The 26,789-nt window shown below is 67.3% G+C and carries 26 protein-coding genes and 1 riboswitch; of the genes, 12 read left to right on the forward strand and 14 right to left on the reverse strand.

Features of this window, described 5'->3' with window-relative positions; translation table 11 throughout:
• Window positions 1-94: 94 nt before the first annotated feature.
• From AC1D2L_RS07630 to AC1D2L_RS07640, 3 genes are read right to left on the reverse strand one after another with little or no spacing between them, the layout of a single operon-like run.
• The gene (locus tag AC1D2L_RS07630) at window positions 95-901 is read right to left on the reverse strand and encodes an aspartate dehydrogenase (protein ID WP_476845251.1); all 807 of its coding nucleotides are present in this window, start codon (window positions 899-901) and stop codon (window positions 95-97) included.
• Window positions 898-1,725 carry an alpha/beta fold hydrolase gene (locus tag AC1D2L_RS07635; RefSeq protein ID WP_476845252.1) on the reverse strand — a complete coding sequence of 276 codons (828 nt, stop codon included), beginning with the start codon at window positions 1,723-1,725 and terminating at the stop codon, window positions 898-900. Before AC1D2L_RS07635 ends, AC1D2L_RS07630 begins: the two co-directional genes overlap by 4 nt.
• Window positions 1,722-2,036, reverse strand: coding sequence for an NIPSNAP family protein (locus AC1D2L_RS07640; RefSeq protein ID WP_476845253.1), 315 nt, complete (start codon window positions 2,034-2,036; stop codon window positions 1,722-1,724). The genes AC1D2L_RS07635 and AC1D2L_RS07640 overlap by 4 nt, the downstream gene beginning before the upstream one ends.
• A gap of 401 nt (window positions 2,037-2,437) precedes the next feature.
• Between AC1D2L_RS07640 and AC1D2L_RS07645 the strand changes: the two genes are divergently transcribed.
• The 3 genes from AC1D2L_RS07645 (at window position 2,438) to AC1D2L_RS07655 (ending at window position 6,084) form a co-directional block, all read left to right on the forward strand.
• The gene (locus AC1D2L_RS07645; RefSeq protein WP_476845254.1) at window positions 2,438-4,246 is read left to right on the forward strand and encodes an ABC transporter ATP-binding protein/permease; all 1,809 of its coding nucleotides are present in this window, start codon (window positions 2,438-2,440) and stop codon (window positions 4,244-4,246) included.
• 91 nt (window positions 4,247-4,337) lie between these two features.
• Window positions 4,338-4,919: a hypothetical protein gene (locus tag AC1D2L_RS07650; protein ID WP_476845255.1), complete on the forward strand. Its 582-nt coding sequence runs from the start codon at window positions 4,338-4,340 to the stop codon at window positions 4,917-4,919.
• A 217-nt stretch (window positions 4,920-5,136) separates the two neighbouring features.
• Entirely contained in the window at window positions 5,137-6,084 is a 948-nt protein-coding gene (locus tag AC1D2L_RS07655; RefSeq protein ID WP_476845256.1) for a lysylphosphatidylglycerol synthase domain-containing protein, read from the forward strand.
• A 24-nt stretch (window positions 6,085-6,108) separates the two neighbouring features.
• Here the strand turns inward: AC1D2L_RS07655 and ppk2 are convergent, their stop codons facing one another.
• Window positions 6,109-7,026: a polyphosphate kinase 2 gene (gene ppk2 / locus AC1D2L_RS07660; RefSeq protein WP_476845257.1), complete on the reverse strand. Its 918-nt coding sequence runs from the start codon at window positions 7,024-7,026 to the stop codon at window positions 6,109-6,111.
• Between the two features lie 146 nt (window positions 7,027-7,172).
• On the opposite strand from ppk2, the gene AC1D2L_RS07665 reads away from it, so the two are divergent.
• From AC1D2L_RS07665 to phoB, 7 genes are all read left to right on the forward strand, one after another.
• Complete coding sequence (locus tag AC1D2L_RS07665; protein ID WP_476845258.1) at window positions 7,173-8,315, forward strand: ATP-binding protein; 1,143 nt, start codon at window positions 7,173-7,175, stop codon at window positions 8,313-8,315.
• A 100-nt stretch (window positions 8,316-8,415) separates the two neighbouring features.
• Window positions 8,416-9,441, forward strand: a complete 1,026-nt coding sequence (gene pstS / locus AC1D2L_RS07670) for a phosphate ABC transporter substrate-binding protein PstS (protein ID WP_476845259.1) — start codon at window positions 8,416-8,418, stop codon at window positions 9,439-9,441.
• Window positions 9,442-9,607: 166 nt separating this feature from the next.
• Entirely contained in the window at window positions 9,608-10,579 is a 972-nt protein-coding gene (pstC, locus tag AC1D2L_RS07675; protein WP_476845260.1) for a phosphate ABC transporter permease subunit PstC, read from the forward strand.
• Window positions 10,580-10,592: 13 nt separating this feature from the next.
• Window positions 10,593-11,483, forward strand: a complete 891-nt coding sequence (gene pstA / locus AC1D2L_RS07680) for a phosphate ABC transporter permease PstA (RefSeq protein ID WP_476845261.1) — start codon at window positions 10,593-10,595, stop codon at window positions 11,481-11,483.
• Window positions 11,484-11,545: 62 nt separating this feature from the next.
• A complete protein-coding gene (gene pstB, locus AC1D2L_RS07685) occupies window positions 11,546-12,346 on the forward strand; it encodes a phosphate ABC transporter ATP-binding protein PstB (protein WP_476845262.1) in 801 nt (266 codons plus the stop codon).
• 51 nt (window positions 12,347-12,397) lie between these two features.
• Window positions 12,398-13,117, forward strand: a complete 720-nt coding sequence (phoU, locus tag AC1D2L_RS07690; protein ID WP_476845263.1) for a phosphate signaling complex protein PhoU — start codon at window positions 12,398-12,400, stop codon at window positions 13,115-13,117.
• 139 nt (window positions 13,118-13,256) lie between these two features.
• Window positions 13,257-13,955 (forward strand): phosphate regulon transcriptional regulator PhoB, encoded by a 699-nt coding sequence (phoB, locus tag AC1D2L_RS07695; RefSeq protein ID WP_476845264.1) that lies wholly within the window; start codon window positions 13,257-13,259, stop codon window positions 13,953-13,955.
• A gap of 192 nt (window positions 13,956-14,147) precedes the next feature.
• Here phoB and thiE read toward each other — a convergent pair whose 3' ends face one another.
• From thiE to AC1D2L_RS07745, 10 genes are all read right to left on the reverse strand, one after another.
• Complete coding sequence (gene thiE, locus AC1D2L_RS07700; RefSeq protein WP_476845265.1) at window positions 14,148-14,780, reverse strand: thiamine phosphate synthase; 633 nt, start codon at window positions 14,778-14,780, stop codon at window positions 14,148-14,150.
• Complete coding sequence (gene thiM, locus AC1D2L_RS07705; RefSeq protein ID WP_476845266.1) at window positions 14,777-15,562, reverse strand: hydroxyethylthiazole kinase; 786 nt, start codon at window positions 15,560-15,562, stop codon at window positions 14,777-14,779. Before thiM ends, thiE begins: the two co-directional genes overlap by 4 nt.
• 79 nt (window positions 15,563-15,641) lie before the next feature.
• Window positions 15,642-15,745, reverse strand: a riboswitch (TPP riboswitch).
• A gap of 86 nt (window positions 15,746-15,831) precedes the next feature.
• Window positions 15,832-16,032: a hypothetical protein gene (locus AC1D2L_RS07710; RefSeq protein ID WP_476845267.1), complete on the reverse strand. Its 201-nt coding sequence runs from the start codon at window positions 16,030-16,032 to the stop codon at window positions 15,832-15,834.
• Window positions 16,033-16,098: 66 nt separating this feature from the next.
• On the reverse strand, window positions 16,099-16,386 hold the full coding sequence (locus tag AC1D2L_RS07715; protein ID WP_476845268.1) for a hypothetical protein: 288 nt from the start codon (window positions 16,384-16,386) through the stop codon (window positions 16,099-16,101).
• Window positions 16,387-16,537: 151 nt separating this feature from the next.
• Window positions 16,538-18,001 (reverse strand): OmpA family protein, encoded by a 1,464-nt coding sequence (locus AC1D2L_RS07720; protein WP_476845269.1) that lies wholly within the window; start codon window positions 17,999-18,001, stop codon window positions 16,538-16,540.
• 772 nt (window positions 18,002-18,773) lie between these two features.
• A complete protein-coding gene (locus tag AC1D2L_RS07725; protein ID WP_476845270.1) occupies window positions 18,774-19,673 on the reverse strand; it encodes a polysaccharide deacetylase family protein in 900 nt (299 codons plus the stop codon).
• A 122-nt stretch (window positions 19,674-19,795) separates the two neighbouring features.
• Window positions 19,796-21,499: a dipeptide ABC transporter ATP-binding protein gene (locus AC1D2L_RS07730; RefSeq protein ID WP_476845271.1), complete on the reverse strand. Its 1,704-nt coding sequence runs from the start codon at window positions 21,497-21,499 to the stop codon at window positions 19,796-19,798.
• 121 nt (window positions 21,500-21,620) lie between these two features.
• Window positions 21,621-22,505 (reverse strand): ABC transporter permease, encoded by an 885-nt coding sequence (locus tag AC1D2L_RS07735; protein ID WP_476845272.1) that lies wholly within the window; start codon window positions 22,503-22,505, stop codon window positions 21,621-21,623.
• The gene (locus AC1D2L_RS07740; protein WP_476845273.1) at window positions 22,502-23,476 is read right to left on the reverse strand and encodes an ABC transporter permease; all 975 of its coding nucleotides are present in this window, start codon (window positions 23,474-23,476) and stop codon (window positions 22,502-22,504) included. Before AC1D2L_RS07740 ends, AC1D2L_RS07735 begins: the two co-directional genes overlap by 4 nt.
• Window positions 23,477-23,594: 118 nt before the next feature.
• Window positions 23,595-24,296: a creatininase family protein gene (locus tag AC1D2L_RS07745; RefSeq protein WP_476845274.1), complete on the reverse strand. Its 702-nt coding sequence runs from the start codon at window positions 24,294-24,296 to the stop codon at window positions 23,595-23,597.
• A gap of 123 nt (window positions 24,297-24,419) precedes the next feature.
• Between AC1D2L_RS07745 and AC1D2L_RS07750 the strand changes: the two genes are divergently transcribed.
• Complete coding sequence (locus AC1D2L_RS07750; RefSeq protein WP_476845275.1) at window positions 24,420-24,965, forward strand: MarR family winged helix-turn-helix transcriptional regulator; 546 nt, start codon at window positions 24,420-24,422, stop codon at window positions 24,963-24,965.
• 171 nt (window positions 24,966-25,136) lie between these two features.
• The gene (locus AC1D2L_RS07755; RefSeq protein ID WP_476845276.1) at window positions 25,137-26,729 is read left to right on the forward strand and encodes an ABC transporter substrate-binding protein; all 1,593 of its coding nucleotides are present in this window, start codon (window positions 25,137-25,139) and stop codon (window positions 26,727-26,729) included.
• Window positions 26,730-26,789 lie beyond the last annotated feature (60 nt).

Here is a 26,789-nt window from a genome sequence, read left to right on the forward strand (position 1 = left end):
ATTTGCGCAGCCGCGCGCGCCGGGCGCGGGACGGGCCGCCGCAACGGCCGACGCCTTCGCTCTGGCGCATGCCGGGAGCGGCGCGATTGCGCCGTTAGAGCATCGCGATGGGCGAGAAATGCTGCTCGATCGCCGCCAGCAGCGACGCGCCGACGATCCAGGACGACTTTGGATTGCTGGGCGAGGGCCGGTTGGCAATACTCAGGCTCATCGTGCCGAATTCGCTGCTTGCGGTCACAATATGGGTGTTGCCGGTGGCGGCGGGATCGCAGACCACGGCGACTTCGGTCGCCTCGAAGCCGGGACCGGCCAGCGCCAGGGCCGCAGCGACGTTGAGATTCTGCGGATAGGCCGAAGCTGCCTGCCGGGCATTGCCCGAGAACAGCGTCACCGGCGCCTCCAGCCTGTCTGGATCATGGCCGAGCGCGGTCAGTTCGGCGCGCCAGGCGGCCGGCGGCTTGCGCGATTCATAAGCCAGCGAAAGCGCGCCCGCTCCACGCACCGCGCGCACATAGTCGAGCGCGCCGAGCGCGCCGGAGGCCAGCAGAAGACGCCCGCCACTGGCGCGGGCGGTGGCGACGAGCTGTTTCAGCAACGCATCGTCATGCAGCGCGCCGATCGACGAGATCAGGACGGGAAGGCCGCGTGCGAGGCAGTCGGGAACGACGCCGCGCACCGCCTCGTGACCTGCCGCCTCGACCACGAGATCGGGGGCGAAGTCTGCTAGCTCCGCGACCGAGCCGAGCACCGTGCAACCGGTCGGCACGCGCTGGCGGGAGGCGGAGCCCGGCTTCAACAGCACGCCGAGCGCATAGGCCGGCTCGCGCGTCGCCATCAAATTGGCCGCGAGATCGCCCGCGATTGCCCCAAAGCCGATCAGGACGACGCGGCGCGGCTTCATCCGAGTTCGCCGACCCATTCGGCCACGTTCGCCGTGAAGGCGTCGGGCCGGGCCACGGGGAAGAAATGTCCGCCGGTGTCGAGCATCGTCTTGCGCGAGCCGGGTAGGGCCGCCGCAAGCTCCTCCTGCAGGAAGGCCGGCACGATCATGTCGTCGCGCGCGCCCAGAACCAGCACGGGCATCACGATGGCGCCGAGATCGGCCGAGCCGTCGAACGATATCAGCGCGTCGATCCGCTCGCGCACCACCTGCTGCGCCTGCGCGGTCACCGGCGCGGCCGCGACGGCGGCCTCGTAGGTTGCCCAGTTCGCCTCGATCCAGGCTGGCGGGTAGGCCATCAGCACCGCGGTCGCGGCATAGGCCTGCGGGTTCTCGGCGAGGATGGCGCGGCGCGTGCCGAACAGGCTGCCCATGTAGCGGCTGGGCCGCAGCCAGCTGCCGCTCAGGATCAGCCCGTCGAGCCGCCCGCCGGACAGCCGCGCCATGGCCTGGCCGATGCAGCCGCCGGTCGAGTGCCCCAGCACGACCGCGCGGTCGACGCCCGCGGCATCGAGCACGTTGAAGCAATCCAGCGCCAGCTGGTCGATGGTGACGGGGGCCGTGCCGCGCGTGCTGGCGCCGATGCCGCGCTGGTCGAAGCTGATCACGCGGAAGGAGCGTGCCAGAGCGGCTGCGGTACCGCTCCAGAACCCGGCGGTGCCACCGAGCCCGCTGACGAGCAGGAGCACCTGTCCGCTGCCCTGCGACTTTGCCTGGAGGACCGCGCCATCGGCCGTCTCGGCGGTGAAGATTCCGGCCGCACCGGATTGCGTGGCGGCGCTCATTGCAGCGGCGAGTAGGAGACGGGGTTGAGGATACGCGTGTTCTGGATGTCGATCAGCCCGTCGACGCGCTTCAGGTAGTCCTGCCAGGCCGGGTCGGCGAGCATCGTCTTGCGCTTGGCTGCACGCTCGTCGAGGCTCTGGTAGCTCCACAGCGCGACGACATGGTTGAGTTCGCCGATCTCGGTGGTGAAGTAGCCGATGAAGGTGCCCAGATGCTGCTTCTGAAGCGGCAGGCCGTATTCGCCATAGATCTGGACGAACTCGCCGAGCTTCCCGGCCCTGATGCGATAATCGCGTTCTTCGTAGATCATCGAACGACCCTCCCCGTCTCGCTCGTCATGCAGGAGAACCTTCGCTCTCTGCCTGTTCATGCGTCATTTGCATCCGTACAGCCGACACGTCCGCATGCGGGCTGTTGGCCATGCGGGCGAAGCATGGCCCAGCCCGCACGCGCTAGCCATACCCGCAATGGCGGGGGTGGGACGCGGGCCATGCAGATCGATCCGATGCCGTTTCACGCCTGCATCCCCCGAACTAGGGGCAACTCTCGTCCGCAACCCCGCCGGACGGGACGCGGCCGGAACGCCGAGGAGCGCCATTCAGCGTTCATTCATATCAAGTTCATGCGATGCCGGCTAACCCTGCGTCACTTCCGGGTCGGGCGCACTCTGGTCTTGCGGGCACGGTCGTCGATCCGGGGGGACCGTCGCGCTTGTTGAAGCTCAACGACACGCCTGATGCTAGCGCCCTGCCGAGCGATCGACAGGTGACGTTGCGCTTCGCGCGTCTCACTGGCGGCTTCTGGCGCGGGCGGACCGCCCGCATAGCCTGGTTCTGGTCGCTGACGCTGGCCTGCGCGACGATCCTCACGGTCTTCGTCAATGTCACGATCAACCGCTGGAACGGCTGGTTCTTCGACGCCTTGGAGAAGAAGGACAGCGAGAGCGCCCTGATCGCCATGGCGGTCTTCCCCGTGCTGATGCTGATCGTGGCGGGTCTCGGCGTCGCCATCCTGGTCTCGCGCGAGACGTTCCAGGTGCATTGGCGCAAATGGGTCGCCGACAAGCTCGCTGATGGCTGGATCAACGAGCGTCGCTTCTTCCGGCTCGGCCTGTCCGGCCATGAGCCGGCCAACCCCGAATACCGCATCGCCGACGATGTCCGCTGGGCGACCGAGCCGGTGGTCGACTTCGCCATCGGCCTGCTCTCGGCGCTCATCACCATCATCACCTTCATCGAGATCCTGTGGGAGATCGGCGGTTCCCTCACGCTACCGGCGGCAATGGGTGCGATCACGATCCCGGCCTATCTCGTGCTGGCGGCGATCACCTATGCGGTGCTGGTATCCAGTCTCATCACCATTGTCGGGCGCCGCCTGCCGCGGCTGATGGCGGCGCGAAACGAGGCCGAGGCGCGGCTGCGCTTTTCGCTGATGCGCATCCGCGACCATGGCGAGACCATCGCGCTCGCCCGCGCTGAGGCGGGCGAGAGACGCGCCGTCGCGCGGACCTATGACGGGCTCGTCCAGCGCTGGCTGACGGTGATCCGCCAGCGCGCCCGTCTGACCTGGATCACCAATGGCAGCAGCGCGCTCGTGCCGGTCGTGCCGCTGTTGCTCGCCGCGCCGAAATACCTGTCGGGGGAGATGTCGCTGGGCGGGGTGGTCCAGGTCGCGGCCGCCTTCGTCGCGGTCCAGAACGCCTTCAACTGGTTCCTCGACAACTTCATCCGCATCGCCGAGTGGCTCGCGGCCGCTCGGCGCGTCAATGAGCTTGCCGACGCCCTCGAGAGCATCGATGACAAGCCGTCCGGCGACCACCTTGCGCTACGGCCCAGTGCCGATGGCCTTCTGCGCCTCGACGACGTCACGCTGGTCGATCGCGATGGCCGCACCTTGGCGGCCGACATTGCGCTCAGCGTCCCGCGCTGCGGCTTTCTGCACGTCTCCGGCGAACTCGGTCTCGCCAAGCCGGCGCTGATCCAGGCCGTGGCCGGGCTCTGGCCCTGGGGCCGCGGCGAGGTCGCCTTGCCGCGCGGGGCGTTGGTGACGGTGGTGCCCCAGAAGCTGCATCTCAGCGAGGGCACGCTGCGGGCCGCGCTCGACACGACGACGCCCCGCACTGAGCCCGAGATCAAGGAGGCGCTGCGGCGTTACGGCCTGTCCAGCCTCGCGCCCCGGCTCGACGAGAGTCGCGACTGGGACAAGGAACTCGCCAGCGGCGACCGCCAGCGGCTCGCCTTCGCCCGCGCCGAGCTGGAACTGCCCGACGTCGTCCTGCTCGACGAGGCGACGAGCGCGCTGGAGACCGAGGTGGCGCTCGAACTGCTCGGGCAGCTGCGGGCGCAGCGGCCCGACGCGATCATCCTCGCCTTCGGGCACAGCGCCGGCTTCGCCGAGGCCGCGACGCACCGCATCCTGATGAAGCGGGCGGGCGGCGTCGTGCGGCTGGCCTATGCCGAGGGGCGGCGCCCGGAGCTGCATCTGGCGCGTGCCGAACCGGTCGAGCCCGGTCCGTCATGAGCGGAGCGTTCTGACCCGGTGCCGCCACCCTGACCATGCCCACCACAGCCGCGCCGGGAAGCGCCGGCATCACCCTGACGGAGCCAAGACCATGACCGCTACCGCCGCGACCATGAATATCTGGGATGCCTATTGGGGCCTGCGCGTCGAGCAGTGCCCCTGTGACGTGCACCTCGTCGAATGGCTCGAGGAGCAGGGGCTGACCGGCAAGCGCATCTACCATTTCGGCACGGGCGGGCATCATTACGTCGGCATCCGCTGCGCCGAGCCCGCGCTCGCCTGCACCGTGCTGGGGATCACCGCCTCACCGCAGGAATACGACGCGTTCGTGAAGCTCGCGACCGCAAATCCGACCATCACCAAGTCCTATTCGGCCTATTTCGGCGACATCTACACCAGCAATGCCAGGCTCCTGCCGCGCTTCGATATCGTCACGCTGTTCCATACCGGCGAGTTCAGATCGGAGGCGAACGACGCCTATGGCGCGCTGACCGACCGCGAGGTCATCGATCTCTTCACCGCCCAGACCGATATCGGCGGATATATCCTGTTCTACACCGGCTCCTATGCCTACGACATCGCCGAGCGGAACATCGCGGCATGGATCAAGACCGCGCCGGTCGAAGAAGTCGCAGGCTTCAAGACCTTGCGGATATTCAGGAAAACTGCCTGAGCCGCGGCTGGCGCAGGGGCGGATCGCGCCCGGTGGGAGCCGTTTGCGCTTGTGCAACGGCGACGAGGCGCTATCTGTCGGGGCAAGGGTCGCCTCCAGCGGCCTGCCCTCCCGCCTAGGGGATTTCGCGCTCAGGCGTGGTCCCGATCAGCCTTCGAGCGAGTTTGTCCGGATGTCGTTCGGCCCGCATGAGCCAGGTACCTCACTGCGTCCGGGCATGCCCCTGCGCCGCCGCAGCCGCTGGTGGTGGCTCGGGCCGCTGGCGAGCGGACTGATCTTCTGCGCCTCGCTGGTCGTGCTCTGGTTCATCGTCAGGGAAATCCAGCCCGGCGAGTTGGCAGGCGCCTTCGCCAATGCAAGCCAGCGTCAGCTCGGCCTTGCGGTCGGCTTCACTGCGCTGAGCTATCTCCTACTGACCGGCTATGACGCCCTCGCGCTCAAGCGTCTGGGGCTCTCGATCGCCTATCGCACAACAGCGCTGGCGTCCTTCACCAGCTATTCCGTCTCCTTCACGCTGGGCTTCCCGATCGTGACCGGCGGTACGGTGCGCTACTGGATTTACTCGCCCAAGGGCGTGCGTGCCTCGGAGGTCGCGAGCCTTACCGTCATCGCGGGGCTGACCTTCTGGCTTGGCCTGGGCGCGATCCTGTGCGCCTGCCTGATCTATGCCGCGGATTCGGTGGCCGTGCTGGCGCGGACCTCGCCGCTGGTCATGCAGGGGGCAGGCGCAGCCGTCGCGCTCGGCACGCTGGGCTATCTCGCCTGGATCGCCAGTGGCGAGCGTACCATCCGCGTCAAGGGCTGGAACCTGCCTTTGCCGGGCCTCGGCATCACGCTAGGCCAGATGTTCCTGGGCGCCTGCGAGGTCTGTGCGGCGGCGGCCGTGCTGTTCGTGCTGCTGCCGGGCGGCCACAACATCGACTATCCCAGCTTCCTCGCCGTCTACGTCTTCGCCGTGCTGATCGGCATCGCCAGCCATGCGCCCGGTGGCCTCGGCGTCTTCGAGGCGACCATGCTGATCGCGCTCAGCCGCCTGCCCTATGAAGGCGTGCTCGGCGCGCTGCTGCTGTTTCGCATCATCTACTACCTGCTGCCCTTCATCCTGGCGCTGGTCATGCTGGCGCTGAACGAGATGTTCCGCCGGATCAAGCGGCGCGAGCGCTAGGCGGCCGGGCCGTGGGCGCGCGGCTCAACGCTCGCCGCCCTTGGCGAGATAAGTATCCGCCGCCAGCACGATCTCGTCGTCGATCTCGCCGATCGCCTCCTCGTCCTTGTCCTTGTAGGGGATCGCGTTCAGCACATGGCGGATCGTGTTGAGGCGGGTCCGGAACTTGTCGTTGGCGCGCACCACGCACCACGGCGCCCAGGCGGTCGATGTGCGCGACAGCATCCGCTCGAAGGCATCGGAGTAAGCGTCGAAACGGGGCAGCGCCTCGAAGTCGATCGGCGACAGCTTCCAGCGCTTCAGCGGGTCGTGCCAGCGCGCATGCAGCCGGGTGATCTGCATCTCGCGCCCGATGGTGAGGAAGAACTTGATCAGCCGGACGCCGTCGCGCGTGAACATGCCCTCGAACTGCGGCGCCTCGCTCAGGAAGTCGTCGGCCTGCTCGGGCGTGCTGAAGCCCATCACCCGTTCGACGCCGGCCCGGTTGTACCAGGACCTGTCGAACAGCACGATTTCTCCGGCCGTCGGCATTTCGGCGGTGTAGCGCTGGAAATACCATTGCCCCTTCTCGGTATCGGACGGCTTGGACAGCGCCACGATCCGGACCTGCCGTGGATTGAGATGCTGCGAGAACCGTGCGATGGCGCCGCCCTTGCCGGCGCCGTCCCGTCCCTCGAAGACGATGACGATGCGCTCGCCGGTCTCGCGCGCCCAGCTCATCAGCTTCAGGAGCTCGATCTGCAGAGGCAGGAGCGCCTTCTCGTAATGCTTGCGCTTCATGCGCTTGCCGTGCGGGTAGTCGCCGCTGCGAAACGCCGCCTCGACGATCTCCTTCGGCAGGGACGGGGCCTCGATGTCGAAAGCCGGCCCCTGATCGGTGGCGGAGGCGCCGCCGGGCCCCTTCGCCTTCGTCTTGCGGGTCGGTGTCTTGGTCTTGGCCATCTGGCAGCTCCCTTACGAAGCGACAGGCTAGAGCATGGCGCGGGAAAGGGGGAGCCTGCCATCCGGCCTGCGCCGGGCCCGCCATCCCCCGGGCCTCGTCGCGGGGGAATTGACGCGCGCCCGCGTTTTCGATCAGGAAGAAGCCGATGCGCCGGACCCTGTCGGGCATCCTGCGCCTCCCCGATCGCAGACAGCCGTCAGGCGATCACCTTCAAGGGCAACGCGTCGTGTTCACTGCCGCCGATCTGAAAGCTCCGGCGACGCTGGCCCTGATCGAGGCCACGGGCGCCGCCGTCGTCCTGCTCGACCCGCGAGGCCTGGCCCAGGCGACGAGCCCGGCCATGCGCGCGCTGATGCCCAGCCTCAGCCTGGGCCAGCCGCTCGCGCTCGTGATGCGCGACCCCGATCTGATCGACGCGATCGCGCAGGTCACGAACGGAGGAGGCCGGCAGGTCATCGAACTCGTCGAGCGAGTGCCCCTCGAGCGCACCTTCCGCATCCACATCGCCGCACTCGACGGCCCCGGCGGCCGGCACCCCGTGCTGCTGACCTTCGAGGATTTGAGCGAACAGCGCGTCACCGAGCGCATGCGCGTCGATTTCGTAGCCAATGCCAGCCACGAGCTGCGCACGCCGCTGGCCTCGCTGCTCGGCTTCGTCGAGACGCTGCAGGGTCCCGCCCGCAACGATGCCGGCGCCCGGGACCGCTTCCTCGCGATCATGCGCGAGCAGGGCCTGCGCATGGCGCGGCTGGTCGACGACCTGCTGTCGCTCTCGCGCATCGAGCTGCGCGCCCATCTCGCGCCGGAGACACCCGTCGATCTTGCCGGAATTTCGCGCGAGATCGTGGATTCGCTCACCCTGATGGCACGCGAGCGCAATGTCACATTGCGCCTGTCGATGCCCGACCAGCCGGTCATGGTCGCGGGAGACCGCGATGAGTTGCTGCGGCTGATGGAGAACCTCGTCGAGAACGCCATCAAATACGGCAAGCGCGGGGGCGAGGTCGCCATCGATGTCGTCGAGGGGCCGGTCGAGGTCAGCGTCAGCGTGCGCGACGATGGTCCCGGCATCGCGCCCGAGCACCTGCCGCGCCTGACCGAGCGCTTCTACCGCGTCGACACCGCCGCGAGCCGCGAAGCCGGGGGCACGGGGCTGGGCCTCGCCATCGTCAAGCACATCGTGCTGCGCCATCGCGGCCGCCTGGCGATCGAGAGCGCGCAGGGGGCGGGTGCGACCCTCCGCGCGGTATTCCCGCGCCAGGGCAGCGCGCCGCGGGCCCAGGCCTGAGCCCTTTGTGACAGCGATAATGACGATCTGTCATGTAGGTGTCATACAGAAGGTGTTCTGACAGGCTCGCTAAGACGTGCGACCCAGAGAGGACATCTCAATGCGCAAAATTCTCATTCTCGCGGCCGCGACGCTCGGTCTGTCCGGCGTGGCTGTGGCCGCCGACATCACCGGCGCTGGCGCGACCTTCCCCTTCCCGATTTATTCGAAGTGGGCCGAGGCCTACAAGAAGGAGACCAATATCGGTCTCAACTATCAGTCGATCGGCTCCGGTGGCGGCATCCGCCAGATCAAGGCCAAGACGGTCGCCTTCGGCGCCACCGACGCGCCTCTCAAGGGCGATGACCTCGAGAAGTCCGGCCTGATCCAGTTCCCGACCGTGATGGGCGGCGTCGTCCCCGCCGTGAACATTGCCGGCGTCGAGCCCGGCAAGCTCAAGCTCACGGGCCCGATCGTCGCCGAGATCTATCTCGGCACGATCAAGAAGTGGAACGACCCGAAGATCACCGCGATCAATTCCGGCCTGACCCTGCCCGACGCCAACATCAACCCCGTCTACCGCTCGGACGGATCGGGCACGACCTTCGTGTTCACCGACTATCTCTCTCGCGTTTCGGCCGACTGGAAGTCCAAGGTCGGCGCCAACGCGTCGGTCCAGTGGGCTGTCGGCATCGGCGGCAAGGGCAATGAGGGCGTCTCGGCCTCGGTGAAGCAGGTCGCCAACTCGATCGGCTACGTCGAATCCGCCTATGCCAAGCAGAACAAGCTCTCGCATGCCCTGGTCCAGAACGCCGACGGCAACTTCCCGGCCCCCGACGACAAGTCGTTCCAGGCCGCCGCTGCCAACGCCAATTGGAACGAGGCTCCCGGCTTCGGCATCTCGCTGAACAACCAGAAGGGCGCGCAGGCCTGGCCGATCACCTCGGCCACCTTCCTCCTGGTCTATGCCAAGCCCGACAAGCCGGAAGAGACCCAGGCTGCCCTGAAGTTCATCGACTGGGCCTACAAGAACGGCGACAAGCTCGCCCTCGATCTCGATTACGTGCCGCTCCCGGGCGCCGTGAAGGACCAGGTCCGCAACGCCTGGAAGGGCGTCACCGACCCGACCGGCAAGCCGATCTTCTGAGGATTGACGTGCCAGGGCGAAGCGGGGACACCCGCTTCGCCGCCTACGCTCTCAGCCCTTACCTGATGAGCCGCGCCGCGGTGTTTCAGCACGAGGCCTGGAGGCGGTTTGCCTGATGGTTGATCTGCCTGCGCCTATCTAACCGACGAGACCGGAGTACCAGCGGATGACCGCCGTGACACAGATGATGACCGGATCACCCGCCCCGGCCGTGCGCAAAACGCCGAAGGGCACCTTCGACCTCGTCTTCCGCAATGCCAGCTTCCTGGCGGCGCTGCTCGTGCTCGTGCTGCTCGCCGGCATCATGCTCTCTATGGTGATCGGCGGCTGGCCGGCCTTCCGCGAATTCGGCCTCAGCTTCATCACTTCGAGCGTCTGGGACACCCAGAACGACCAGTACGGTGCCTGGCCCGCCATCGTCGGCACGCTCGCCACCGCGCTGATCGCGCTGGTCATCGGCGTCCCGCTCTCGCTGGGCATCGCCGTCTATCTCACGCAGCTCGCGCCGCCCTGGTTCAAGCAGCCGGTCTCGACCGCCATTGAGCTGCTCGCAGCCGTGCCGTCGATCATCTACGGCATGTGGGGGCTGTTCGTGTTCGTGCCGCTGTTTGCGGCCTATGTGCAGGTGCCGCTCTCGAACATCGTCGAGGGCATCCCGCTGGTCGGCACGGTGCTCTATGCGCGCTCGCCCTCGGGGCTCGGCATTCTCACGGCCGGCTTCATCCTCGCCTTCATGATCATCCCCTTCATCGCCTCGATCACCCGCGACATGCTTGAGCAGATCCCCTCCGTGCTGCGCGAGAGCGCCTATGGCATCGGCGCCACGACCTGGGAGGTCGTGCGCCATGTGCTCGTGCCGCAGGCCGGTGTCTCGATCATCGGCGCGATCATGCTGGGGCTGGGACGCGCGCTCGGTGAGACCATGGCCGTGACCTTCGTGGTCGGCAACGCCAACCGGCTCTCGGCCTCGATCATGGATCCAGGCTCGACCATCGCCTCGCGCATCGCCAACGAGTTCAACGAGGCGATGGGCCTGCAGCTCAACGCCCTGATCGCGCTCGGCTGCATCCTGTTCTTCGTCACCTTCGTCGTCCTCGTCATCGCGCGCATCCTCGTCTCGCGCGTCAAGGCCTATTGAGCGGAAGCCGATCATGAGCATGACGACACCCTCCACCGTCCGCGAATTGCCGCATGCCCCCTGGGGCCGCGTGCGCCAGTCGCGCCGCACCGCCGACCGCCTGATGAAGCTCACCGCCGCCGGCTTCACTTTCGTCGCGATCTTCGTCCTGTTCTGGATCCTCGGCATGCTGGTCGTGAAGGGCATCGGCGGTCTCTCCGCCGCGACCTTCACCCAGACCATGCCCGGGCCGGGCTCGGAAGGTGGCGGCCTCGCCAACGCCATCGTCGGCTCCGTCGTGCTGACCTTCCTCGGCATTGTCGTCGCGACCCCGATCGGGGTGCTCGCGGGCACCTATCTCGCCGAGTACGGCCGCGGCTCGAAGCTCGCCAACCTGATCCGCTTCGTCAACGACATCCTGCTGTCGGCGCCCTCGATCCTGATCGGCCTGTTCGTCTATGTCGTGCTGGTCGAGCCCTTCCGCGGCTATTCCGGCTGGGCCGGCGGCGTCGCGCTCGGCATCATCGCGATCCCCGTCATCGTGCGCACCACCGAGGACATGCTGCGTCTGGTCCCGGCGCCGCTGCGCGAGGCCGGTGCCGCGCTCGGCGCCCCACCCTCCGTCGTGATCACCTCGGTGACCTGGCGCGCCGCGAAATCGGGCATGGTCACCGGCATCCTGCTGGCGCTCGCCCGCATCGCCGGCGAGACCGCGCCCCTGCTCTTCACCGCGCTGAACAACAATTTCTGGTTCTCGCCCTCGCTGGTCGGCGGCGTCTCCAACCTGCCGGTGACGATCTACCAGTTCGCCTCGGCCCCTTACGAGAACTGGCAGCAGCTCGCCTGGGCGGGCTCGCTGATCATCACGGTCTCGATCCTCGTGCTCTCGCTCATCGCCCGCCGCATAGTGCGCGGCTCCAGATAAGCCGCCGCAAAACAACAGCCCGACGTCAGACCCCGTCGCGTCCGATCTGAAGGAACCTGTCGATGCTTTCGACCCTTGAACTCTCCCCGCAGACGCTCGATGCCGAAGCCCCGGTGCGGATCGCGGTCAAGAACCTCGATTTCTACTATGGCGAGCACAAGGCCCTGAAGGGCGTGAACCTCGATTTCCGCGACCGCCATGTCACGGCGCTGATCGGCCCCTCGGGCTGCGGCAAGTCGACCCTGCTGCGCATCTTCAACCGCATCTACTCGCTCTATCCCGAGCAGCGGGCCACCGGCGAGGTCATGCTCGACGGGCGCAACGTCATCTCCAACGATATCGACGTCAACGAGCTGCGCTCGCGCATCGGCATGGTCTTCCAGAAGCCGACGCCCTTCCCGATGTCGATCTACGACAACGTCGCCTTCGGCATCCGCCTCTACGAGAAGCCGCCGAAATCCGAGCTCGACGACCGCGTCGAGGGCGCCCTGCGTCGCGCCGCGCTCTGGGACGAGGTCAAGGACAAGCTCAAGGCCTCCGGCATGGGCCTGTCGGGCGGACAGCAGCAGCGGCTGTGCATTGCGCGCACCATCGCGCAGCGCCCCGAGGTCATCCTGTTCGACGAGCCGACCTCGGCGCTGGACCCGATCTCGACCGGCAAGATCGAGGACCTGCTGGAGCAGTTGAAGACCGACTTCACGATCGTCATCGTGACCCACAACATGCAGCAGGCGGCTCGTATCTCGCAGTACACCGCCTTCATGTATCTCGGCGAGGTCATCGAGTTCGCGCCGACCAACACCATCTTCATGAACCCGCATAAGAGGCAGACGCAGGACTACGTGACCGGCCGCTTCGGCTGAAGCGTTCCAGACGATCCGCTCTCCAGCCCGCGCCGCCAAGGGAATAACGCCATGTCCGACCACATCGTCCGCTCCTATGACGCCGAACTGGAATCGCTGCGCCGCAGCCTTGCCGAGATGGGCGGCATGTCCGAGCGCATGCTCGGCGATTCCACCGTCGCGCTGGTGCGTCGCGACACCACCCTGGCGCAGAAGGTGATCGCCGCCGACCAGCGGCTCGACAACCTGCAGCGCGATGTCGAGGAGCGGGCGGTGCTGACCATCGCGCGCCGCCAGCCGCTCGCCAACGACCTGCGCGAGCTGATCTCGGCGATCCGCATCGCCTCGGACATCGAGCGCGTCGGCGATCTCGCCAAGAACATCGCTAAGCGCGCGGTCGCTATCTCCGGCCAGTTCCAGCCGCCGCATCGCGCCGTGGTCGGCCTCGAGCATATGAGCCGCCTGGTGCAGGCCCAGCTCAAGGACGTTCTCGACGCCTATGCCGCCGGCAATGAGCAGAAGGCGCTGGAGGTCTGGCACCGTGATGGCGAGATCGATGCGCTCTACACCTCGCTCTTCCGCGAGCTGCTGACCTATATGATGGAAGATCCGCGCAACATCACCTTCTGCACGCATCTCCTGTTCTGCGCCAAGAACGTCGAGCGTATCGGCGACCACACCACCAACATCGCCGAGACCATCCACTATCTGGTTACCGGCGAGTCGCTCGATCTCAATCGCCCGAAGATCGACACCACAGACATCAGCGTCGAGGCCGTCACGGGGCGGTGATACGTACGGCCAATGCGGACGCGTCATTCTCGGGCGAAGCGAAGCGCAGACCCGAGAATCTCATGACAGAATTGCATTGGTCCAGAGATGGTCGGGTCAAGCCCGACCATGACGTCAAGTCTTCAAACGGAAACGCGCCATGCCCGCACGCATCCTGATCGTCGAGGACGAGGAGCCGTTGACGCTCCTGCTGCGCTACAACCTGGAGGCCGAAGGCTTTGAGGTCGACAGCGTCGCGCGCGGCGACGACGCCGAACTGCACCTTCGCGACCACACGCCCGACCTCGTCCTGCTCGACTGGATGCTGCCGGGGCTGTCTGGAATCGAACTTTGCCGGCGCCTGCGGACCCGCCGCGACACAGAGCGCGTACCGATCATCATGCTGACCGCACGCGGCGAGGAGACCGAGCGCGTGCGCGGCCTGGCGACCGGCGCCGACGACTATGTCGTCAAGCCGTTCTCTCTGCCGGAACTGATCGCGCGCATCCAGGCGCTGCTGCGCCGGGCCAAGCCCGGCCATGTCGCAGGGCTGCTGACGGCGGGCGATCTCGAACTCGACCGCACCACCCGCCGCGTCCGCCGCGCCGGTACAGAGCTGCATCTGGGCCCGACTGAGTTCCGGCTGCTTGAATTCCTGATGCAGGCTCCCGGCCGCGTCTATTCGCGCGCCCAGCTGCTCGACGCCGTCTGGGGCCGCGACGTCTATATCGACGAGCGCACGGTCGACGTGCATGTCGGGCGCCTGCGCAAGGCGATCACGCCGGGCGACGCCAAGGACCCGCTGCGCACGGTGCGGGGCTCAGGCTACGCCTTCGACGAGACGTTTGCGCGCAGCTGAGGGCACAGCCTCCGTCGTCATTCCGGGGTGCCCCACAGGGGCGAGCCCGGAACCCGTGACGACGGTCAAAACTCTGTCTGATCGGCTGAGTCGTCATTGCGAGCGCAGCGAAGCAATCCAGTCTTTGTAGAGCGCTACGCCCTGCTGGATTGCTTCGTCGCTGCGCTCCTCGCAATGACGGTGGTGCGTCGCTCAGAGAGCCGCGCGCAGCCGGCGCGTATCGCCCTCGACATCATCGCCGCCGAACACCGCGCCGATCACGGCGATGCCGTCTGCTCCCGCTGCCATCACACTCGCCGCATTCTGCGCCGTGATGCCCGCGATCGCGCCGATTGGCAGCGCGCCCAGCACCGTGCGGGCCTGTTCGCGCAGCGCGGCATAGCCATCGAGCCCGAGCGGTGCGTCGGCATTGTCCTTGTGGACCGTCGCGAAGATTCCGCCGATGCAGGCATAGTCGATCCGCGCCGAGCCGCGATAGGGCAACTCGCTGGCGTTTTTCAGCGTGGCACCGATGATCGCGCTTTCGCCGAGCAGGCGGCGCGCATCGGCAAGCTCCATGTCGTCGGCTCCGACATGGACGCCGTCCGCGCCTGAGGCCAGCGCGACGTCGATGCGGTCATTGATCAATAGCGGCACGCCTGTGCCAGCCAGCGCCGCCTTGATGGCTCGCGCCTCGCGGACCATCTCGCGGGTCGAGGCGTCCTTGGCGCGGTACTGGATCAGCGTGGCCCCGCCACGAGCCGCAGCGGCGGAGAGTTCTGCCAGCGACCGACCCCTCCCGATCTGCGGATCGACGATGCCGTAAAGCAGGATATCGACGCTCACTGTTGTTCTCCCATGCCCGCACGCAGCGTCGCTTCATCGATGGCGGCCAGCGCGTCGATCAGCTCGACGCCAAAACTGCCGGGGCCCCTGGAGCGCTGGGCTGCGATCTCGCCGGCGATACCATAAGCGATCAGCGCCGCCGCCGCCGCGCGGGCAAAATCGCTCTCGACGGCGCAGCAGGCTGCGATCAGGGCGCCGGCCGCGCAGCCGACCCCGGTCACTTTGGTCATCAGCGGGTGGCCATGCGCGACGCGATACTGGCCCGACGCGCCCTCGATCAGGTCGACCCTGCCGGTGGTGACGCAGGTCAGGTTGCGCTCGCGGGCATCGTCGAGCGCCGAGCCGAGCGCCGCCATTTCGGTGGCGTTGCCACGGACCACGACATCACGAAGCTTCAGGACCTCGCGCGAAACATGCTGGCGCAGCGGCGACAGCTCGACGAAGACGGGATCGAACACCAGCGGCTTGCCGTGATCGCGCGCCGCCTCTAGCAGCTTGGGAATAGCGAGTTCGCTCTCGGCATTGATCGTGCCGATATTGATCAGGATCGCGCCGGCGCCGCGCGCCATCGCCGCGACCTCGTCGACATGGATCGCCATGGATGGGATCGCGCCGAAGGCGAGCAGCATGTTGGCGGTGATGTTCTGGGCGACCGTATTGGTCAGGCATTGCACGCGCGGGCGCTGCGACGCGACGCGGGCGAGAATGGCGGCAGCGCCGGCGGCATCGATATGCTGTGCCGTCATCTGGCCTGGCCGGTCTGTGGTGGTGGGGACGTTCATCTGGATCTCCTCCTTGGTCCAAGGTTCAGGAGATCCGGGTTGGTTGAGCGGGTTAGTCGCTGTTAAGCGGCCACGCCAAAGGTAAGCCGCGTTCCAGTCCCTCCGCCGGTATGACCCGGATCAGGTTCGACGGGTTTGGCCCTGCGACCATCTCAGCTCTTGCGAGCACCCCTCGGAACGACGGAGAAACTAGGCGCGAAGTCGCGCGGGTGCAACCGGCGGATGCTGCAGGATCGATCGCCGGCCCGCAAGCCGGGCATGCCGCAGGCTCACGCCGAGATGTCGACGGCGCCGCCCTGGCCAGCCGGGAGCGTTGCCTTCTGCTGGGCCACGCTCTGCTCGAGCAATTCGAGCACCGCCTGGTCGCTGGCGGCCTGCTGGCGCAGCATTTCGGTCTGCAGGGCTTGCTGTGTCGCAGCTGCACGCGTCGCCATGGCGCTTTGCGCGATGGCGAGGGATGAATCGCTCATGGTCAGGCTCTCCTGCCCGGCAGGCTAGGAGGGACATCTTTCGCAATCGTAAATCGAAACGCTCGGTTAGGGCGCGATGATCGAGGGCACGCCGCGTGGCATCGGCGGGTCACGCTCGATCTGCGACGGGTTGCTGGCCTGTCGCACATTGCGTGGCCGCGCCGGCGGCGAAGGCTGGGCCGTATCGCCCAAGGCGCGTTCGCGTTCTGCGACCGTGCCGGGACTGGGAGCAAGCGGAATGCCCGGGGCGCGTTGCCGTTGCAGGCTGGTTCCCGGGTCGGCCTGGGCAATGCGGGTTTGCTCCAGCGCGACAGCGCCGCCGGCACTGAGGCCAAGCAGGAGTGAACCGATCAAGAACCTCTTATGCATGCGCATGACCTCGGCTCCTTTCACAGGGCTCCGGCGCGGTACCGGGGCGCTAGGATATCAACCGGGATATACCGCTGCGGTTCCCTGAGAGGGCAAAGCCGAAGGGAGCGGCCAAAGCGGCCGCTCCCCAAGGTTCTCAGCGGCTCTGGCCGGTGAGCAGTGGCGTGATACGCCGCAGTGTGACGCGGCGGTTTTCGCGGGCGGCGTCCTGCGTCGCCAGCTTGAGGTATTGCTCGCCATAGCCCTGTGTCGTCAGGTTCTCGGGCGGCACGCCGAAGTCACGCGTCATGATCTCGGCCACGGCCTGCGCGCGACGGTCCGACAGCGACAGGTTGTCGATGTCGCTGCCGACCGCATCCGTGTGGCCCTCGATCAGGAAGACCTCGTTGGGCGCGGCCTGCAGCGCCTGCCGGATCGATGCCGCGATCAGCGACAGCCGCTGTGCCTGGCCGTTGCCGACGACCCAGGACCCACTCTCGAAGGTGATGGTGTCGATATCGACGCTGCGCATGCGCGCACGCAGGTCAGGTGAGTATCGGACCTCGTCGAGCGTATAGCGCCGCGGGATCGCCGCGATCGGCGGCGCTGTGATGGTCTCGTAGAGCAGGCGCTCATCGGCGCGCTCAGCGTCGACGATATAGCGCTCGCGCGGCATCGGCAGCGGCGGGGGCGGCAACACCACGACCTCGTCCGAGAAGCGCTCGGGCCGGTCGCGACGCGTGTTGTCGATGATGACGAACTCCTCGCCGCCGCGCATCTGGCGGGTCCGCCGGATCAGGCGGCCATCCTCGTCGGTTATCGTGACGATGCGGGTGCCGTCGGGACGCTCGAACACCGAGCGCGTCTCGCCATTGCCGCGCTCGACGCGCTGGTCGATGCCGAGATCGCGGAACCGTTGCGTCTCGTCGCGCCGAATGATCGTGCGGTCGTCGTCGCGGATGATCGTGCGGCCGGGCTCGCGGATGATGGTGACGTCACCCTCTCGCCGTTCCTCGCGGCGGCCGCGCACATCCTCGAAGCGCTCCGCGCCCTGCGTCGCCATGATGCCGCCAATCGCGGCGGCGCCAAGACCGATCGCGGCCGCGCCGCCAAGCCCGATGCCGCCGCGGCGACCCTGCCGGTCGGGCGGGGGAACCTGGCCGGGGAGCGGGGGCTGGCCTGGAGCCATCTGCCCGGGCGCCGCCTGCCCAGGCGCCATTTGCCCAGGAGCCATCTGGCCAGGCGCCGCGACGGGCGGAACGGGGCGCGGCATGCCGGGCTGCACTCCGGGCTGGGCCTGCGGGGCTGGTGGTGGCGGCAGCGCCGAGGGCTGCCCGGGCACCGGGACAGGCCGGCCGGTGGCGCCATCGACCCCTGCCGCTCCGGGAGGAGGCGGGGGAGCGGGCGGCTGGCCGGGGAGCGGCTGCGGCCGCGCGCCGGTGGCATCGCTGCCGGGAGCCGTGATCGGCGGCACCGGACGCGGCATCGCCGGTGCTGCGCCGGGTTGACGCGGTGCGGGCGGGGCTGGCGGCAGCGCAGAGGGCTGGCCGGGAGCCGGAGTGGGCCGGGCCGCCGGAGGCTGGCCTGCCGGCGCGGAGATCGGCGGCACGGGACGCGGCATGGCCGGTTCTGCGCCGGGCTGGCGTTGAACCGGGGCCGGGCGTGTTGCGGGCGGCTGGCCGGGAGCGGCCTGGGGCGCGGGAGGGGCAGCGCGCGGCACGGCCGGAACGGCCGGCGTTACGGGAGCAACCGGCGCGGCTGGGGCCGGGGCTGGGGCAGCCGCGGGCGGCGACGCACGGCGCGGTTCCGCGCCAGGCGTGCGTGGCAGGCCTGGCCGCAGGCCAGGTTCGGCCCCTGCGGGCGGTGCGGGCGTCGGCCTTGGCGCGACCTGGGCGGGTGCCGGGGCGGGCGGGGCGGCAGCCGGCGGGCGCGGTGCGGCGGGAGGCGCTGCATTGGGAACCGCGGGAGCAACGGGGCGCTGTATCGCGGGCGGCTGGCCAACGGGCTGGCCCGGCGCTGCGCGCGGACCGGCAGGAGCGCCGGGGCCTGCGCCAGGGCCTGCGCCGGGGCCGGCAGGGCCTCCCGGAGCGCGGGGCGCGCCTTGAGGACGTTCGCGCCTGGGCTGTCCCGGCTGATCGTCGGGGGCAGGTGGGGCCTGGGCAATCTGGACGGCCACCGGTGCTGGCGGAGCGGCAAATCCGCCCTGCGCCAACGTGATGGCAGGCAGCATGGTGCCGATCAGGAGCCAGTTCTTGGTGCGTGTCATGAGATCCGTTTCCGGTTTCAGGTCGAGCCATCGAGCGCCGGTGGCGCTGAACCCGTCGTGAACCGAAAACGGCTGAAATCGGGCGCGGTTCCCGAAGGATCGCTGCCGCGCCCGATCGGGCAGGCCTTTAGAGGCCGGCCTGTTGCTTCACATAGGCCGCGATCTCGGCATGACTGGCGAACCAGACATCGCCCTTGGCCTTGGCGTGTTCGATCAGCTTCTCGAGGATCCAGAGGCGCGAGCGATAGGTGATGATGTGCGGGTGCATCGTCAGCAGGAACAGCCCGCCATCCTCGTAGGCGCCGTCGAATTCGCGCTTGAAGATGTCGAACACGGTCTCCGGCGCCGTATAGGGCCGCAGCGCCTGGAAGCGGTTCATGTTGAAGTAGACCGCGTCGTCGCGGATCCACTCGACGGGCAGCTCCACGATGCCGGTGCGCTCGCCCTTCTCGATCAGCTCATAGGGATCGTCGTCGGCGAAGAGCGAGCTGTCGTAGAGCAACCCGAGCTCGCGCTCGATCGCGAGCGTGACTTCGGAAAAGTCCCAGGACGGCGTGCGCATGCCCACCGGACGGACGCCGGTGATCTTTTCCAGCGTGTCGGCCGAGCGCAGGTGAAGTTCGCGCTCCTGGACTGGCGGCACGGCGGTGTTGACCTCGTGGATCCAGCCATGCAGGCCGATCTCGTGGCCTTCCGCGACGACGCGGCGCTGTTCGTCGGGATAGAGCAGGGCGGTTACGGCCGGCACGAAGAAGGTCGCCTTGATGTCCTCCTTCTTCATCAGCTCCAGGATGCGCGGCATGCCGACGCGGTTGCCGTACTGGCCCCAGGACAGGCGGCCGACCGACTTGCCGCCGTCGCGCAGTTCATTGGTCTCGTGGTCGACGTCGAACGACAGGGCGACCGCGCAGCGCGCGCCGTTGGGCCACTGGGCCGGCTTGAGGTTCTGGCCGGCGCGAACGCGATCGACCTTGCCGCGCCACGTCTCCTCCGGCCACTGCCAGGGTTCAAGAACGGCGTCTGTCATCGGAAGGCTCCTTTGCTACTGCTTTTCGTCATTGCGAGCGTAGCGAAGCAATCCGGAGGCGGCAGAGCGCTTGAGTCCCCTTGGATTGCTTGCTCCGCTCGCAATGACGCTACGGGTCGGTGTCACCCCGTTGGCAGCACGGGCACGGCTGCTAGCAGCCGCCTGGTGTAGTCGTGCTGGGGATGGTCGTAGACCTCGCCAGCCGGCCCGCTCTCGACGATCTTGCCGCGATACATGATCGCGACCCGGTCGCAGAGGTGACGGACCACCGAGAGGTCGTGCGAGATGAAGATAAGCGTCAGGTCGAGCTCCGAGCGCAAGCGTATCAGGAGATTGATGATCTGCGCCTGGATCGACACGTCGAGCGAGGCGACCGGCTCGTCGCAGATCACGACATCGGGCTGCATGGCGAGCGCACGGGCGATTGCGACGCGCTGGCGCTGTCCGCCCGAGAACTGGTGCGGGTAGCGGGTGGCGAAGGCGGGATCGAGCCCGACCGCTGCGAGCCATTGCCGGACGTATTCGCCGGCCTCGGCCCGGCTGACCAGCCCATGCGCGACCGGTCCCTCGCTGATGCTGTCGCCGATGCGCATGCGCGGATTGAGCGAGGCGAACGGGTCCTGGAAGATGGTCTGGACGCGGGTCGTGATCTTGTGGGGCCGCTCGCCCGCGCTCATGACGTGCTCGCCATCGAGCAGCACGAAGCCGGCATCGGGCGGGTAGATGCCAGCGGCCAGCCGTCCGAGCGTCGACTTGCCGCTGCCGGATTCGCCCACGAGCCCGAGTGCCTCTCCGCGCGTCAGGGTCAGGCTCACCGCATCCACCGCCTGGACGATTGATGACGGCCGGCCGATGCCGAGCTTGAGGGCCAGCAGCTTCAGGACGCCGGGCTTCTGCTGGAAGCGCTTGCCGACATCCTCGATCACGAAATAGGGCGCGTCGGACTTCGGCTTGCGGGCCGCATCCTTGCGCGCCAGGCGCGGTGGCGGAGCTGCGTCGGTGCCCGCGCCACGCGACAGCAGCGCGCCGGGTTTCGCCCGCGAGGGCAGGGCGTCGAGCAGCGCCTGGGTGTAGGGATGCTGCGGCTTCGTCAGCACGTCGAGCATCGGCCCGGCCTCGACGATTTTGCCGAAGCGCATCACGCAGACCTTGTCGGCGATCGAGGCGACGGTCGCCAGATCATGGCTGATCCAGATCAGGGCGGTGCCGAGTTCGGCGACGAGCTCCTTCATTTCGGCCAGGATCTCGGCCTGGATCGAGACATCGAGCGCCGTCGTCGGCTCGTCGCAGATGATCAGCTTTGGCCGGTGCAGCAGCGCGATCGCGATCGCGACGCGCTGGCGCATGCCGCCCGAGAACTGGTGGGGATGGAAGTCGACCTTGCTCTCGGGATCGGGAATGCGGACCTGCGCGAGCGCTGCGATGGCGCGCCGGCGCGCCTCGGCCCGCGAGACCTTTTCATGGGCCTCCAGCGCCAATGTGATCTGCGCGCCGATGGTCAGCATCGGGTTCAGCGTCATCATCGGGTCCTGGAAGACCATCGAGATGCTTTTTCCCCGGATCTTGCGCAGCTCAGCCGGGGGCAGGCCGACGAGCTCGCGGCCCTCCAGCTTCACGGAGCCGGATTCGATGCGGCCTGGCTGGTCGATCAACCCGATGATCGAGAAGCCGGTGATGCTCTTGCCCGAGCCGGATTCGCCGACAAGGCCCATGACCTCGCCGCGCTTCAGGCTGAACGAGACGCCGTCGACGGCCTTCACCACGCCGGCGCGGGCGTGGAAATAAGTGGCGAGATCTGTGACCTCGAGGAGGGGGGCGTCGGTCATGGGCGCCCACTCCGAAGCGTACCGTCATTGCGAGGAGGCGAAGCCGACGAAGCAATCCAGCAAGGCGTCGAGCGCACGGCCTGGATTGCTTCGCTTCGCTCGCAATGACGAAGAGGCGCGATCATCGCTTGAGCCTCGGATTGACCTGGTCTCGGATGCGGTCGCCCACGAGGTTGAGCGCCACGATCAGCGCGATCAGGGCCAGGCCGGGATAGATCGAGATCCAGTAGCGGCCCGACAGCATGTACTGGAAGCCGTTCGCGATCAGCATGCCGAGCGACGGCTCCGTCACCGGCAGTCCGACGCCCAGGAATGACAGCGTCGCCTCCAGCGCGATCGCGTTGGCGACCTGGACCGTCGCGACCACGATCAGCGGCGGCAGGCAGTTCGGAAAGATGTGGCGCAGCACGACGCGCCAGGCCGGCAGCGGGGTCGAGAGCACGGCCTCGACGTAGTCCTTGCCGCGCTCGGCCGCGGCCGCGCCATGGGCGGTGCGGGCGAAATAGGCGTATTGGGCAGCCGCCAGCGCGGCGATCAGCTGCGCCTTGCCCTGGCCCAGCAGCGCCGAGAGCACCAGCGCCAGCAGAATCGCGGGGAAGGCGAGTTGCAGGTCGATCACCCGCATGATGAAGGCCTCCCAGCGTCCGCCGACATAGGCAGCGCCGATGCCCAGCGAGACGCCGACGACGAAGGCGATCGTGCCGGCGACCAGCCCCATCTGGAGCGAGATGCGCAGGCCGTAAAGGATGGCCGAGAACAGGTCGCGCCCCTGCGCGTCCGTGCCCAGGATATGGCTGTAGCCGGCCGAGCCGACGAAGCCCGGCGGGCGACGCGCATCCATCAGCACGAGATTAGCGAGGTCATAGGGGTCTTGCGGCGCAAACAACGGCGCAAAAACCGCGACGCCGACGATCGCCACGACAACGATCAGCGCTGCCACCGCGACCTTGCTCTCGCGAAACTCGTTCCAGAACCGGGCAGTCGGGGAGATCTCTTTCGCACTCATCGCGAGCCCGCCTTCCGCAGCCTGGGATCGAGCGCGACATAGGCGAGATCGACAGCAAAATTGATCGCGATGAAGACGAAGGCGACGAGCATGAGATAGGCCACCATCACCGGCCGATCGAGTGACTGGATCGAATCGATGATCAGCTTGCCGATGCCGGGCCAGGAGAAGATGGTCTCGGTCACCACCGCAAACGCCAGGGTCGAGGCAAATTCCAGCCCGAACACGGTGACCAGCGGGATCGCAATCAGGCGCAAGACATGCCGGCGCAGCACGGTCCATTCCGAGAGGCCGGCCGCGCGGGCGAACTTCACGGTGTCGGACAGCATCGCCTCGCGCGTCCCGGCGCGTGCCAGCCGCGTCATCAATGCGAGCTTGAAGAAGGCGAGGTTGGCGGCCGGCAACAGCAGGTGGCTGAGCCCGTTCAGGGTCAGGAAGCTCCATTCGACACCGAGGATCGCCACCGTGTCGCCCCGCCCGCCGGCAGGCAGCCATTGCAGCTCGACGGCGAAAGCCAGGATCAGCACGAGGCCGATCCAGAAGGTCGGCACGGAGAAGCCGAGGATCGAGACCGTCATGATCAGGCGCGCGAAGGGGCTGTCGGGGCGATAGCCCGCATAGATGCCAGCGGGAATGCCGATCAGCGCGGCGCCCAGCACGGCGGCGAGCGTCAACTCCAGTGTAGCGGGCAGGCGCGACAGGATCAGCTCCAGCACCGGCATGCCGAAGACAAAGGAGCGGCCGAAATCGCCGTGCAGGATGCGCCCGAGGAAGGTGAAGTACTGCTCCCAGAGCGGCCGGTCGAGCCCATAGCGCGCGATCGTCTGGAGGCGGATGTCCTGGCTGACATCGGGGCCGATCAGCACGTCGATCGGGTTGCCGATGGCATAGACGCCGACGAACACCAGCGCCGACATGACCAGCATGACGACGAGGGCCTGGAAGAGGCGTCCGACGATGTGGCCTAGCATGGTGTTGCCAATGGGTGCGGCGCGCGCTCAACCGTCATTGCGAGCACAGCGAAGCAATCCAGCGTCTCGCACGGCCCTTCTGGATTGCTTCGCTGTGCTCGCAATGACGAGAAGGGCGTCACGGCCAGTCCTCCACCAGCGCCGCGCGGGTCTCCTCGACGCCGATGCGCCAGAGCTCCAGCATCTCGGCATCGGGGCGCTCGTAGCGGCCGTGGAAATTGCCGTCGCCGAGAATCTCGCGACGTTTGGCCGGATTGGCGGCCTGGTAGAGCGGGTTGTTGAAGGGCGGTTTGATCCCTTCGGGCTGCGTCACACCCGCCAGCCGCGTCCACGGAAAATTCTCCATCCAGGAGGCGTGTGAGGCGGCGGGGTCGAGCGCCTTGACTGCGGTCTGGAAGCGTGGCCCTGCCCACCAATTGTGCATCCGCACGCTGGCATCGGTGCGCCGTCCCATCCATTCCGTGCACAGGGTCATCGCCGGCGAATTGCCGCCATGGCCGTTGACCAGCACGATGCGACGGAAGCCCGAGCGATAAAACCCTTCGAGAAGGTCCTCGATCAGGGCGACATAGGTGCTGATCCGCACCGAGACCGTGCCGGGATAGGCGGCGAAGCTCGGCGTCATCCCGTAGGCGAGCACGGGAAACACCGGAATGGAAAGGGGCTCGGCCGCATCATTGGCGACCTTCTCGGCCAGGATCGCGTCGGTGGCGAGGCTCAGATAGGCGTGCTGCTCGACGCAGCCGAGCGGCAGGACGCAGCGATCATCGACCTTGGCCTGGGCCTCGATCTGCATCCAGTTCATCTGGTCGACACGCACGGCGCAATCCTTGCATCTACTCTGCTGCGCCAGGCTTATCGTCTAGGGACCGGGCCGCCGCATCATCCTTGACTCCCGCACGCAACAGCGTCAAGTTCCATTTGGAACTAAATGAGAAGGCTGATGATGCGCCGCGCTCCGACTGCCTTGTCGCGCCTGGACAGTGAGCGCGAGGCCGCCCTGCATGCTCTCGATCCGCTCACCGTGACCAAGCTGTGGGACAACCCCTGCTGGCTGTCCTTTCGGCTGAACTTCGTCGCTTTCCGGTTCAATGACCCGGTCTATCGCTGGATCGAGACACGCTATGGCCTGGTTCGGCCGGAATTCGTCGCGCTCTATGCCGTCGGTCTGAAAGAGGGCGTGGCTGCCAAGAACATCGTGGCCTCGTCGGGTCTGCCCAAGAACACCCTCTCCCGCGCCATCCAAAAACTGCTGCAGCGCCGCTTGCTGAAGCGCGAGACCGATCGCGACGACTTGCGCAGCTTTGTCCTGCACCTGACGCCGGCCGGGCGCGCCATTTTCGACGAGACCATGCCCCTGATGGTGCGCCAGCAGACGGCGATGCTCGGGGGGCTGACGGAAGCCGAGCAGCGTCAGCTCTGCGAGCTCATGGACAAACTCGTCATCGCCTCTCCAAGCTGGCCCTCCGATCTCGATCCGCAGTCATAGCGCGGGAGGAAGCCGATCGTCTTTCCAAATATATAGCATGCCATGACAGATCTATCCTCGCCGCGATCAAAAGAACGGAAGAAACGTCTGGTCGCGACGAGTCTACTATGAAGCCACTTTATGCCGTTGGCCTTCGCGGGCGCGGCCAAACTCAGGGTAAGGAATCCTCATATGGCAATTGCATCGTCCCTTCGCCTCCTCGCCCTTGCGGGCCTGCTCGGGGCTTCCGTATCAAGCGCCGCGCTCGCGCAGAACCTGACGATCGGCGTGCGCGCCGGCCCGGAATCGATCGATCCGCATTTCACCGCGACCGGCACGCATGCCGAGGCGCTGAAGCATGTCTTCGACACGCTGACCTGGTCGGGCGACAAGCTGCAGATCGAGCCCCGGCTTGCGCTGAGCTGGAAGGTGATCGAGCCCACGGTCTGGGAATTCAAGCTGCGTCCCGGCGTGAAATTCCATGACGGCTCAGACTTCACCGCAGAGGACGTCAAGTTCTCGATCGAGCGGATTCCCGTGGTCGCCGGCCCCAATCCGACGACGATCTATGTGCGTCGCGTCCAGCAGGTGAAGATCGTCGATCCGCTGACGGTCCATATCGTCACCGACGGCCCGGCCCCGAACCTGCCCAATGATTTCATCCGGCTCTTCATCGTCTCGCACAAGGCGGCGGCCGGCCTGACCAAGGACAATGCCAACGAAGCGTTCAACGGCGGCAAGGCCGCGATCGGCACCGGGCCCTACAAGTTCGTGTCCTGGACGCCCAAGGACCAGATGGTGCTCGAGCGCTTCGACGGCTATTGGGGCCCCAAGGAGCCCTGGGCCCGCGTCACCCGCAAGGAACTGCCCAACGACGCCGCCCGCGTCGCGCAGCTGAAGGCCGGTCAGGTCGACATCATCGTGCGCGCGCCGGCCTCCGATGTCGCGACCCTGAAGCGCGACCCGAAGCTGACGGTCGCGACCATCGACACCGTCTATGTCTTCAACATGGAACTCGACATGCGGGACAAGACCCCGCAGGTCAGCGCCAAGGACGGCTCGGCCCTGCCGAAGAACCCGCTACAGGACCCGAAGGTGCGTGAGGCGATCGACCTCGCCATCGACCGTCCCGCGCTCGTCGAGATCGCGATGGAGGGCCTCGGCGCTCCGGTCAACCAACTCGTCACCTCGACCATCGCCGGCTTCAACAAGAGCCTGCCGCCGCTCAAGCCCGATCTCGCCAAGGCCAAGAAGCTGATGGAGGAGGCCGGCTATCCCAACGGCTTCAAGGCGACCTTCTCCTTCACCAGCGACCGCCTGCCGGGTGACCGCCAGGTCGGCACCTCGATCGCGCAGATGCTCGCGCGCATCGGCATCGAGATCAACGCCAACGCGATGCCCGGCGCCGTCTTCTTCCCGGCCCGGACCCGCGCCGAGTTCTCGCTCTCGATGTCGGGCTGGGGCACGCTCACCGGCGAGGCCAATTACACGCTGTCCTCGGTGGTGCACTCCAACGACCCCGCCAAGAAGCTCGGGCCCTTCAACGTGCTAGGCTACAAGAACGAGGCACTCGACAAGCTGATCGAGGACGCCGCGGTCGAACTCGACGAGCCCAAGCGCAACGAGCTGCTGTCGCAGGCCAATGCGATCGTCGCCAAGGATCGTCCGCGCCTGCCGATCGTCGCGGTGGGCTCGGCCTGGGCGATGCAGAAGGACAAGGTCACGATCGCGCCGCGCATCGACGAGGACACGCTGGCGATGGACATCAAGCCCGCCAAGAAGTGACGTTGTGACGACGGGGCCGTCTGCGAGTGGAATGGCTCGCAGGCGGCCCGAATTTTTGCG

It is taken from the genome of Allobosea sp. P1_B10, assembly GCF_056406735.1.